Origin of the sequence: Bacteroides sp. Phil13, assembly GCF_001940965.1 — a bacterium.
Taxonomy (GTDB): Bacteria; Bacteroidota; Bacteroidia; order Bacteroidales; family Bacteroidaceae; genus Bacteroides; species Bacteroides intestinalis.
This window is the reverse complement of record NZ_MSHA01000023.1, coordinates 13066-25489: the sequence shown is the minus strand read 5'-3', so window position 1 is coordinate 25489 and position 12424 is coordinate 13066. Positions and strand designations below refer to the sequence as shown.

Below are 12424 nucleotides of genomic sequence, written 5' to 3'. Positions count from 1 at the left end.
TAAATTAAAATGGTTGAAGAACAACATATTGTGGCAGACAGGAGCTTAATCCGGACAGCCCGGGTGATATCGGCTATATTCACGCCGTTTTCTATCCCGTTCCTGGCGTTTCTGATTCTGTTCCTTTTCTCATATCTGCGCATCATGCCTATACAGTATAAGCTGATTGTGCTGGGAGTAGTGTACTGCTTCACCATTCTTATGCCTACGCTCACCATCTTCCTGTTCCGTAAGATCAACGGTTTCAGTCCCGAAGACTTAGGAGAACGTAAACGGCGTTTTATGCCATTCCTACTTACTATTACTTCATACGTATTCTGTCTGGTGATGATGCATCGCCTGAATATTCCCTGGTACATGACAGGTATTATTCTTGCTGCATTGATCATGATGGTTATCTGTATTGTTGTCAATCTGAAATGGAAGTTAAGCGAGCATATGGCAGGTGTAGGGGCTATTGTAGGAGGATTGGTATCTTTCAGTGCCCTGTTCGGATACAATCCGGTATGGTGGCTATGTTTGTTCATCCTGATTGCAGGTGTCTTGGGCACAGCACGTATTATTTTACAGCATCATACATTGGGAGAGGTACTGGTAGGTTTTGCCGTAGGATTGATTTGCTCCTTATTGGTGCTTCATCCACTGAGTAATATCCTGTTCCGCATTTTCTTATTCTAAGATAAGTAAAGAATTAAGAGTGAACAAAGAATCGTAATTTATAATTAGTAATTTGTAATTAATATAAGTATTAACCTTTAAAAATAATGATCATGAATTTCCCAGAAAATGTAAAGTACACCAAAGAACACGAGTGGATACGCCTTGAAGGCGATGTAGCTTATGTAGGTATCACCGATTACGCTCAGGAACAATTGGGCGATATCGTATTCGTAGATATCCAGTCAGAGGGTGAAACATTGGCAGCCGACGAAGTATTCGGAACCATTGAAGTAGTAAAAACCATTTCGGATCTTTTCTTGCCCGTAGGCGGAGAAATCTTGGAACAAAACGAGGCTCTTGCCGACCAACCGGAACTGGTAAACAAAGATCCGTACGGCGAAGGCTGGCTCATCAAAATGAAACCGGATGCTGATGCAGACTTCGATTCATTGCTGGATGCTGCTGCCTACAAAGCGTTGATTAACGATTAACTATTAGTGATTAGTGATTAGCAAATTGATATTGAGAAGCTTGCTAATCACTAATCACTAAACACTAATAACTAAATAATTATGTCTCCATTAGTAAGCATCATCATGGGCAGCACCTCCGACCTTCCTGTTATGGAAAAGGCCGCTCAACTGCTGAATGATTTACATGTACCGTTCGAAATGAACGCTCTTTCTGCACACCGCACTCCGGAAGCAGTAGAGAATTTTGCAAAGAACGCCCGCGGACGCGGCGTTAAAGTGATAATCGCAGCTGCCGGCATGGCTGCCGCTCTGCCCGGAGTCATCGCTGCCAACACAACACTGCCTGTTATCGGAGTTCCCGTTAAAGGTTCTGTGCTGGATGGCGTAGATGCTCTCTACTCTATCATTCAGATGCCTCCCGGAATCCCTGTAGCCACAGTTGCCATCAATGGCGCCATGAATGCTGCCATTCTTGCTATACAAATGCTAGCTTTGAGCGATGCCGATCTCGCTGAAACTTTTGCAGCCTACAAAGAAGGGCTGAAAAAGAAAATCGTAAAAGCGAACGAGGAACTGAAAGAAGTAAAGTACGAGTATAAAACGAATTAAAAAGGAGTAATTAGTGGATTTATTCAACTATTCCCGTCGGGAAACATCAGAAGTAAATATTGGAGCCACCCCTATGGGCGGCTCCAATCCTATACGCATACAGAGTATGACAAACACCGCCACGCAGGATACAGAAGCCAGCGTGGCACAGGCCAAACGTGTTGTAGATGCCGGAGGTGAATATGTACGTCTGACAGCACAAGGCATTAAAGAAGCGGAAAACCTGATGAACATCAATGCCGGTTTGCGCCGGGACGGATATATGGTTCCACTGGTTGCCGACATTCACTTCAACCCAAAGGTAGCAGATGTAGCAGCACAGTATGTCGAGAAAGTACGTATCAATCCGGGAAACTATGTAGATGCCGCACGCACCTTCAAGCATCTGGAATATACAGACGAAGAATATGCACAAGAATTGCAGAAGATACATGATCGGTTCGTTCCTTTCCTGAATATCTGCAAGGAGAATCATACAGCCATCCGTATCGGTGTAAATCATGGTTCACTGTCCGACCGCATTATGTCTCGCTACGGCGATACACCGGAAGGTATGGTGGAATCATGCATGGAGTTCCTGCGTATCTGTGTAAAAGAAAATTTTACAGATGTTGTTATCTCCATCAAAGCCTCCAATACAGTAGTAATGGTGAAAACAGTTCGCCTGTTAGCTGCTGTAATGGAAAAGGAAGGAATGCAATTCCCGCTGCACCTTGGCGTTACAGAAGCCGGGGATGGTGAGGACGGGCGTATCAAATCTGCATTGGGCATCGGTGCATTGCTAGCTGACGGCCTGGGTGATACCATCCGTGTTTCTCTGAGCGAAGCTCCGGAAGCAGAAATACCTGTAGCACGAAAGTTGGTGGATTATATCATGCAGCACCAGGATCATCCTTACATACCCGGAGTGGAAGCAGAAGGTTTCAATTATCTTTCTCCGGTACGACGTGAAACAACTGCCGTACGCAACATAGGCGGGAATCACCTGCCTGTAGTCATTGCCGAACGCATGGACGGAAAATTCGATACGAACCCTCAATTCATTCCGGATTACATCTATGCCGGACGTGCCTTACCAGAAATTCGTGAAGAAGGAGTGGAATACATTCTGGATGCGGATGTATGGGAAGAAGAGCCCGGAACCTATCCGGCTTTCAATTACCAGCAGATGCCACTTATGGGCAATTGCCAAGCCGATTTGAAATTCATGTTTATGCCTTACATGGCACAAACAGAAGAAGTGATTACTTGTCTGAAACATCATCCGGAAGTAGTCATTATATCACAGAGTAACCATCCTAACCGACTTGGAGAACATCGTGCCTTAGTTCACCAATTGATGCAGGAAGGACTGAAAAATCCGGTTGTATTCTTCCAGCATTATGCTGAAAATGAAGCGGAGGACTTGCAGATAAAATCTGCTGCTGACATGGGAGCACTTATCTTCGACGGCCTTTGCGATGGTATTTTCCTGTTCAACCAGGGAGATCTCAGTCATGCTGTAGTAGATGCCACAGCCTTTGGTATTCTGCAAGCAGGACGTATACGCACCAGCAAAACGGAATATATCTCCTGTCCCGGATGCGGACGCACCCTGTTCAATCTTCAAAGTACCATAGCACGTGTAAAAGCCGCTACTTCACACCTGAAAGGATTGAAAATAGGTATTATGGGCTGCATCGTCAATGGTCCCGGAGAAATGGCTGATGCTGACTATGGCTACGTAGGTGCCGGACGTGGGAAAATCAGTCTGTATAAGAAGAAAGAATGCATTGAAAAGAATATTCCCGAAGAAGAAGCTGTAGAAAAGCTGATTGAGCTGATTAAAGCTAACGGGGATTATGAAGAAAAATAGTTTAAAGAAAAATGAGGTNNNNACCTCATTTTTCTTTAAACTATTTCTTCTGACTGAACAGCCAACTCATAAAGTCGGGATAATTGAAAGCCGGATTCCAGCTACCATGATTACATCCCGGGAACTCGATGTATTCCACATCAGCACCTGCCTTCTTCAAAGTCCTGTATGCCGCACGCGAACCTTCAGGTGTAACCACATTGTCAGCATCACCATGGAAAATACGAAACTTTACAGACTTGGCAGCTTTCAGGCGCGCCACATTTACTGTACCGCAAATAGGCACAGCAGCAGCAAATATCTCCGGGAAACGGACAGCCATGTCAAAGGTTCCCATTCCTCCCATAGAAAGTCCAACGATATAGATACGTGATTTATCAACCTGAGGCATTGCCAGATAAGTATCCAGCAAATCCTTCACTGTCTGAAAAATCGGAGTTATCGGTTCATTCAACGGCATCTCATTCGGCAAAAATGATTCAGGACGTGCCGAGTATGCCCAATAGCCCGTTTCGGGACACTGTGGTGCAAGCACGAATGCCGGGTATTTCTCCCGGTTCACCGGATTCAAAAACATTTGTCCACCATGGGTCAATTGCCTCTCATTATCATTACCGCGCTCCCCTGCACCATGCAGAAAAAGCACCAAAGGATACTTCTCACTCTTTTTCATATTTTCCGGTTGCAGCAAGCGATACTGCAAGGTATCTCCCCGGGAAGAGATAAAGATTTCTTTCTGGTACGTTTCCTGAGCAGGCAAAGGTAACAGGAAGAAAAGAAGACAAATAGCACTGATTAATCGTTTCATAGCATTGTTATTTTACATGTTTCACTTCTGAACGTAAAGATACGCCATTCTCATTAAATGCTTCCACACAGAAGTAATAATCCTGATCGGTAGTAAGAGATTTCATAAATAATTCATTATTGCCATATACCATCCAGGAGCTATAAAGTTTATCGGGAGCAATACCCCATAACACATTATATCCTTGTGCACCTTTGACCGGTTCCCAACTGATAGTAATATCACGACGGTCCGCACGGCGATCAAGGGCTAATTTCTTCGGTTGTTGCGGTGTTTTCCCCATACCCAATCCGAATACCCGAAGTTCAGAAATTGCCAAGTTCGGGGTCGGTACATCTATGTTCTTATAGCGGATATAACGCGCAGATTGGGATTGTCCGAGTTCAACATAATCATTCGGGGTATCTTTATAACTTTCTTTACGGTCAACCAATATATCCCAACTCTGTCCATCCAGTGACCCCTCAATCACATAGCGGTGACGAAGCCCTTCATAACGACCATACATATCACTTTGGTAATCATGATAGTTGATCTGAATAGCAGATACAGTAGCCGGTTTTTCCAGATCGATCATTACCCATTGGCGTTCATCGTTAGCCTCAGCCAACCAGAATGTCTTAGTCAGTTCATCAGTCAATGCAGAAGGTTGAAACTCTCCTTTCACAGTAGAAGCGGTAACCGGCTTGCCGTAAGAGAGCAACATCCACCCTCGGAACTGCCCTGCCTTACCCGGCACGGCAGGAGCATAACGGGGATAATCTCCAAAACGGGTATCCACATACATAATACCATCTCTATCGAATCCGGCGGGAAACATGCAGAGACGACGTTCCCAGTTCACATTAATGGAAAGAGACATCGAAGCAAAATGCCAATACTGCCCGCCGGGACCAAGCACAGTGCTTCCATGCCCGGCACCATTCATATAACCACCCGGTTTATAAGATACCGGATTATGTTTCTGGTAGGTATAAGGTCCCATCGGATGATCTGCTACGTATACTCCGTCCGCATAAACATTGAATTCCGTACCCGGCGCACCATATTGCATATAGTATTTACCATTATGTTTTGTCAACCAGGGGCCTTCAATGTAACCGCCCAATACTGTATCCGTATGATTCTCACCAAAACGCTCCCAACCATGTTTAGGCATATCCAGATTGAATAGTTCTTTCGTCTCCCCTTTCTTTGTGAAACGGTGATTTTTATCCAATTCCATACCCCGGATAGGGTAAACATTGGAAGATCCCCAGAACATATAAGCTTTCCCATCGTCATCAATAAACAAATCAGGATCTTGCAGATTATGCAGAATGGCAGGCGTAGCTTCCCAATCACCGGAAGCAGGATCATCGGTATAAAGGATGCTCATAGAACCTGAAGGATCGCCTGCAACATAAAGCACAGAGTCCTTATAATTGTGTGCAGCCGGAGCATTGCATCCCTGAGGATACCAATTCTTACCGGGACGTACAAATTCCCAGTTCAATAAATCCTTGGAACGCCAATAGCCATGCGAACGCGTTACGAACATATAATATTCTCCGCGAAAATCCACTACTGCCGGATCGGCCCCCGAACGGTAAGAAATATCCCGGTCGGAATTATAAATCATATAGGTATAATCTATATTCAAGGGATTACAATATGTATCCTGACGCATATCCTGCGCCGGAAGAGTAGTCCACGCAATCAGGCAGACTATAGTCAATAACAGATGTTTCATTCTTTCGTTCTTTATATTACTTGCACAAATTCTGAGGAACTTCATATTGTTTCTGTAAACGTGCAAGTTCTGCCATTAGTTCAGCAGTTACTTTCTCCATTCCTTGCTTTCCGTACAGATTGTGCATTTCTGTCGGATCAGTTTTCAGATCATACAGTTCCCATTTGTCTTCCACATAAAAGTGCATCAATTTGTAGCGTTCCATCTTTACACCATAATGGGCACGGACACTATGAAATCCAGGAAATTCATAATAATGATAATAGAGCGATTTACGCCAATCACGCGGTTTCTTTCCCGTCTCTACCAACTCCCGGAACGATACGCCCTGCATATCCCGTGGCACTTCGATACCACACATATCCAGAAAAGTAGGAGCAAAGTCTATGTTCTGTGTCAGTCCTGTTACCTGAGTTTCCGGCTTGATATGTCCGGGCCAGCGCATAACCATCGGCATGCCGAAAGATTCTTCGTACATGAAACGCTTATCAAACCAACCATGTTCTCCCAAATAGAAGCCCTGATCGGTAGTATAGACTACAATCGTATTTTTATCCAGTCCGGTACGTTTCAGATAATCAAGAATCTCTCCCACACTTTCGTCTACACTCGCTACAACTCCCATATAATCTTGCAAGTAACGCTGGTATTTCCATTCCGCGACTTCTTTGAATGAACGTTTTCTGGAGTGGAATTCATTATTTCTATCACGATATGCATCAAGAAAACGACGGCATTCATCCGGTTCCATTGTCCCCAGAAAAGCATGCGGCCAAGGGTCGAACAGTAAACTGTCACTATCCATACCAGTAACCATCTTCAGATCGTGTCCTTCGTACATGTCACAATAGATATTCATCTTTTGCATCTGTGCCGCATAACGACCCTCATAAACATCAAAATAATTATCAGGAAGTGGAAAAGTAGTATGCTCATACAGATGGTAATGTCTTTCTGCAGGTACCCAGTTTCTATGAACAGCTTTGTGATGCATCATCAGAAAGAAAGGCTTGTTCTTGTCTTTCCGTCCGTCGAGCCATTCTTCCGTGTATTTAGTAATCAAATCCGTCACATACCCCAAATGACGTGTGGTATCATTTTCAGTAATAAAATGCGGATTACAATATTCTCCCTGATCATCCAGAATCATCCAATGATCGAAACCTGTAGGCTTAGAAATAAGATGCCACTTACCAATAACAGCTGTCTCGTAACCATTTGCCTGCAATATCTTTGGAAGGGTCTGTTGCGTACCGTCAAAACCTTTCGCCCAGTTCTTCATGAAACCATTCTTATGGCTATGTTTACCGGTAAGTATGGCAGCACGACTCGGCCCGGAAATAGAATTGCAACAATAGTTATTCTGGAAAACCGCTCCTTCATGCCCGATACGGTCAATATTCGGAGTCGGCGCCACTTTCCCTATAGGATGACCATAAATACTCATAGCCTGACGGGCGTGGTCATCACTCATAATAAAAATGATATTGGGGCGTTCGTTACGGACTTCCTGCTCTTGACCTTGCACAATGGAGGAAGGTACAAAAGGTAAAACGACAAGCCCCAAGGATAATTTAGAAGTCATGGTACTATCGAATTGTCAGATTGGCCTGAATAGGCGCATGGTCGGATAAATAGCCATTGTCCGGCTTGTCTGCTATCACTCTGAATTTATTGGCCACCACTTGTCCATTGACAAAAATAAAATCGATCAACTGGCGTTCTTCAACCGGGATGCGCCCAAAATCATGAAAGCTCCACGTAGGACCATAAACTACGTCAGATGCGGAATAAGTATTCTGCATTCCCCCTTCCGTAAGAACAGAAATCGGATCTGAATCAACAGTACCATTAAAATCTCCCGTAATAACCACCGGTAAGTCCGAGGCTATCTCACGTATCTTTGCAAGCAACAAAACTGCACTTTCACGACGGGCAACCTTACCAATATGGTCGAAATGTGTATTAAAAGCAGCCAATTCTTTACCACTGACTTTATCTTTAAGAACAGCCCACGTCACAATGCGTTCGCAAGCAGCATCCCAGCCTTTTATTCCAATAGAATCGGGTGTTTCACTCAAACCGAAATTGCCACTCTTCATAAGATCGAAACGATCGGTCTTATAGAACAGAGAACAATATTCCCCTTTTTCTTTTCCATCGGCACGCCCCACACCTAAAACCGTATATTGCGGAAGGCGGTTCTTCAGATCGTCCAACTGGTTCTTTAATACTTCCTGCATACCTACTACATCCGGAGCATAATAAATAATCATTTGTGCCGCAGCATCTTTACGATACTTCCAGTTGTTCAAACTATCCGCTACATGATCCAGACGAATATTGAATGACATCACATCAACTTTAGCTTCCGGCTGCTTGCTACACGAAGCAACAAGCAGAACGAAAGCAACTAATACACTATTAAAAAACATGTTTTTCATAATTATGAAACCTTTTTAATTTAAGTATGGTGTTTTAAATCCTAACTTCTTCAATCCTTTTTGTACATCTGGATGACTCATAAACAATTTCCATATTAAACCTGTACGATAATTTTCTATCATAACAATAATAGGTCCCTGGTCTATAGCCAGATAAGATGGCGCAAACCAGTCAGCAGTCAGGTTAAATGCATCCTTGAAACCATATTCTCCCCAAAGCTTATCGCCAAGCTCTTCATAGAAATAGCGCATGGCCTGCAATGAATATTCCGGTGCATAAGGAATAGACGACAAGGCGGCTGTTGGAGTAATAACACCGCGGTCATTACCAGGACAATGCGCAGAGTACCCTTTATCACCATCACTGGCTGTCAGTCCCCAGCACTGTTCTCCATACCCTTTATACCCCTTCGGATTATCTATGCAATAAGCACGATTAATCAGAGTATGTGCTTTCATCTGTTCTTCATAATCAGCATAATAATCTTTCAAGCCACGCGGATCAAGTCCCATATAAGAATAATGGGTAAAGAACAAAGGTCCGCCATAATCACTTCCCAATGGCAAGGTTATGTCGTAATACTTCTTACCATTCTTGAAAACGATAGAATTGGCCCACCCTTTATGATATACCGACTCTGCAATGGGATAAGTGGGTGAAGAAGCAGCAAGTATATATGTAATATGGCACTCATTATGCCCTTTTATCTGATGGTTCATCGACCAACCGTTATTGGGTGACCAATGCCAATAGAGTACATCTTCACCACCTTTAGTAAACCAATTCCATTCAGCCTGACGCCACAGGTCATTAATAAGACCGCGGATACGTCTTTCCACCTGATTATCTTTGTTGAAATACTGATGTGCAGCCAACAACCCTTCGAACATGAAAGCAGACTCTACCAGATCGGCACCATCATCTTTCCTGCTGAAAGAAATGGTTTCTCCGTCCTGCCCATTTATCCAATGCGCCCAAATGCCATGGTAACTGTCCGTATTCTTATCATTCAGAAAGCTGACTATTTTCAGCATACGCTCTGCCGCTTGTTCACGCGTTACAAATCCACGTTCTGCACCGACAATAATAGCCATTACCCCAAAGCCGGAACCACCAATGGTAACAATATCGTCATTACCGTTACTACGTTCGCGTGCCAAGCCCGAAACCGGATGTCCATAATCCCAGAAATAACGGAAAGTCTGTTTCTGCACGAGGGTCATCAGCTCTTCATCAGACAAGTTCTTCTCCTTCTTACCACCAGAAGCTGCCGGCAGCAGGCTAAACGGGTAAAGCAGAAGCATCACATATATTATAAGTCTCATCATATATTCTATTTATCAGTTTAGTGCAGGGCTTTCAAAACCTAACTTTTTCATTCCCTGCTGAATTTCCGGAATAGCCATAAATAAATTCCAAAGCATTCCTGTCCTATAATTTTCTATCATACAAATGATCGGTCCTTGGTCGATAGCTATACACTGGTTATCATACCAATTAGCTGTCAGGTTGAAAGCATCTACAAAACCATAATCTCTCCAGAGTTTATCACCCATCTTATAATAATAGAAGTGCAATGCAGACATCGACTCTTCCGGAGTATAAGGAAATGCAGACAATGCAGCCGTAGGAGCAATCACTCCTTTATCATTTGTAGGTGAATGTGCCGAATAACCATTATCACCATCACTAGCTGTCAACCCCCAACAAGAGGCTCCATAACCAGCATATCCCTTAGGATTCTCCTTACAATAATTATAATTGATCAGAGTATGGTTTTGATTCTGTTCCCAATAATCAGCATATTTATCTTTCAGTCCTTTCGGATTAATGCCCAAGAAGGAATATTGAGATAAGAATAACGGTCCACCCTTATCAGCTCCCAGCGGAAGCTTGTATCCATAGTAGGTATTACCATTCTTCAAACCGCCATTCCTTGCCCATCCAGCTTCATAAACCGCCTTATCGATAGGATGAGTAGGAGAAGAAGCTGCAAGCACATAAGTTATCAGGCACTCATTCCAACCTCTGATCGGAAGATTCTTCTCAAATCCATAGTTCGGACTCCAATGCCAATACAGAACAGACTCTCCACTTTTCTGAAACCAAGTCCATTCAATAGCTTCCCACAGGCGGGTTATATCAGAACGCAATTTACTCTCAGCTTCCGAACCCTCCTTGAAGTATGCACGTGCTGCAAGCAGTCCCTGGAAAAGTAAAGAGGTTTCTACCAGATCCGCACCATCATCTTTATCACCAAATGGCTTTGTCTCACCGGTTGCACCGTTAATCCAGTGTGCATAGGCTCCATGATAACTCGTACACTCTTTATCCAGGAAAGTTACAATCTTCTGCACTCTTTCAAGAGCTTCCTGTCGGGTTACAAATCCTCTTTCAGCCGCTACCAGCATCGCCATCACTCCAAATCCTGTTCCTCCGGTAGTAACAACATCACCGGAAGTTGTTCTTTCGCGTGCCATACCGGAATGTGCATGACCGAAGTTCCAGAAATACTTAAAAGTTTGTTTCTGCACCAAAGTTAATAAATCCTCGTCAGGAATGCGATCAAACTTATCCGAATCATCCATCCCTGTACGGATTTCATAGACTTTGCCATTGGTAAGAGATACTCCGGAGGTGGATTTCACCCCCGGATTGATCACCAGTTTATATGAGGAAAAACTTTTAAAGCCACCTGTTGGAGTCAATGAGAGTTTATCCTTTCCCTGTAGTTTTGAATCATATGCCACCGCCTGATCATTCAGTTTCAATATGATATTACTCTGAATCGTAGCTTCATCCACTGCATCTGTGAATGTAAGCACAATACTGGCATTGGGAGCTACATTTTCAAAGGAACTCTGATCCTGTTTTTCACCAATGGATATATTTTGCAGTTCAAATTTTCCGGGTGCTTCCGAAGCATCATCTTTACTGCAAGCAATCAGTAATAAGGACAGTATGAAATAAACAGCTCTCATATTCACTCTATTTCTAACGGTCATCATTCTTTACCTGAATAAAGTTGCTTGATATCAGAAGCAGATATAGCTCTGTCATAGAAGCGGAACTGGTCTAACTGTCCCGGAAAATTGGATGCCCAACTCTGTGCTCCTGCACCTTCTGTCAAACTGGGTTTTGTGCTAAACTGAAATGCTCCGATAGCAAATGTACCCAAATCTTTAAATTTAAGCTTTCCATAACCGGGCAGCTCTTTTGTAAATGCACTTTCACCATTCCGGTAAACTGTTACTGTCGAATTACTACCATCATAAACAAATGCCATATGAACCCATTCGGTACCAAAAACATTGTCTATCTTAGCTTCTACCCATCTCTCATCATTATCCTTCACGGATGTACAGTTATACAGATGCATCTTGAAGAAAGCCTGGGTCTCACTACTTGTATTTTCCAGATAGATATCAAAATTACCCCAGAAAGTCTTGGTATTAGGAATACTGAAGACACCATATGCAGAAGTATTTCTCGTTGTTTTCATCCAGAAAGCCACCGTACAACTTCCTAAATCGGGTATAGAATCGGTCAGATAAGAAGGAACACGGGCTAACAGATACGTATCTTTTGTACCTTGATAAGCTTGTCCGTTGATTCCATCAGTATAAGTAATATCCCCTCCGGCACTCATGAGGAAGGTGTAATTACCCTTATCACGCATATCATTCTCAAAAGGCAAGAACAATTTCATTGGTGAGAACACTTTGGGAGCAGAACTATCCGGATAATCAAAAACCGGATGATCCATATCCTGAAAACAAGATTGCAAAGTGAGTGCTGACACACAAAATGCCAACAATAAATTAATATATCTTTTCATGGTC

Annotated in this window: 11 protein-coding genes; 4 read left to right on the top strand and 7 right to left on the bottom strand. The window is 43.3% G+C overall.

The window, feature by feature from the left end:
• Positions 1-9: 9 nt before the first annotated feature.
• From BWI44_RS03560 to BWI44_RS03545, 4 genes are all read left to right on the top strand, one after another.
• Complete coding sequence (locus BWI44_RS03560; protein WP_007661986.1) at positions 10-678, top strand: membrane protein; 669 nt, start codon at positions 10-12, stop codon at positions 676-678.
• Between the two features lie 92 nt (positions 679-770).
• Complete coding sequence (gcvH, locus tag BWI44_RS03555; protein WP_118216410.1) at positions 771-1151, top strand: glycine cleavage system protein GcvH; 381 nt, start codon at positions 771-773, stop codon at positions 1149-1151.
• Positions 1152-1232: 81 nt separating this feature from the next.
• The gene (gene purE / locus BWI44_RS03550) at positions 1233-1742 is read left to right on the top strand and encodes a 5-(carboxyamino)imidazole ribonucleotide mutase (protein ID WP_118216376.1); all 510 of its coding nucleotides are present in this window, start codon (positions 1233-1235) and stop codon (positions 1740-1742) included.
• 13 nt (positions 1743-1755) lie between these two features.
• Positions 1756-3597: a 4-hydroxy-3-methylbut-2-en-1-yl diphosphate synthase gene (locus tag BWI44_RS03545; protein ID WP_195209066.1), complete on the top strand. Its 1842-nt coding sequence runs from the start codon at positions 1756-1758 to the stop codon at positions 3595-3597.
• 40 nt (positions 3598-3637) lie between these two features.
• On the opposite strand, the gene BWI44_RS03540 is transcribed toward BWI44_RS03545, so the two are convergent.
• The 7 genes from BWI44_RS03540 to BWI44_RS03510 are packed head-to-tail and all read right to left on the bottom strand — an operon-like array spanning position 3638 to position 12420.
• Positions 3638-4405, bottom strand: coding sequence for a carboxylesterase family protein (locus BWI44_RS03540; RefSeq protein WP_007661982.1), 768 nt, complete (start codon positions 4403-4405; stop codon positions 3638-3640).
• 7 nt (positions 4406-4412) lie between these two features.
• Positions 4413-6137 (bottom strand): family 43 glycosylhydrolase, encoded by a 1725-nt coding sequence (locus BWI44_RS03535; RefSeq protein WP_044154944.1) that lies wholly within the window; start codon positions 6135-6137, stop codon positions 4413-4415.
• Positions 6138-6153: 16 nt separating this feature from the next.
• A complete protein-coding gene (locus BWI44_RS03530; RefSeq protein WP_118422688.1) occupies positions 6154-7722 on the bottom strand; it encodes a sulfatase family protein in 1569 nt (522 codons plus the stop codon).
• 4 nt (positions 7723-7726) lie between these two features.
• On the bottom strand, positions 7727-8581 hold the full coding sequence (locus BWI44_RS03525) for an endonuclease/exonuclease/phosphatase family protein (RefSeq protein ID WP_138293270.1): 855 nt from the start codon (positions 8579-8581) through the stop codon (positions 7727-7729).
• A gap of 15 nt (positions 8582-8596) precedes the next feature.
• Positions 8597-9910, bottom strand: coding sequence for a glucoamylase family protein (locus BWI44_RS03520; protein ID WP_390393719.1), 1314 nt, complete (start codon positions 9908-9910; stop codon positions 8597-8599).
• Positions 9911-9922: 12 nt separating this feature from the next.
• Entirely contained in the window at positions 9923-11590 is a 1668-nt protein-coding gene (locus BWI44_RS03515; protein ID WP_007661977.1) for a glucoamylase family protein, read from the bottom strand.
• A complete protein-coding gene (locus BWI44_RS03510) occupies positions 11587-12420 on the bottom strand; it encodes a LamG domain-containing protein (protein ID WP_229036150.1) in 834 nt (277 codons plus the stop codon). Before BWI44_RS03510 ends, BWI44_RS03515 begins: the two co-directional genes overlap by 4 nt.
• Positions 12421-12424 lie beyond the last annotated feature (4 nt).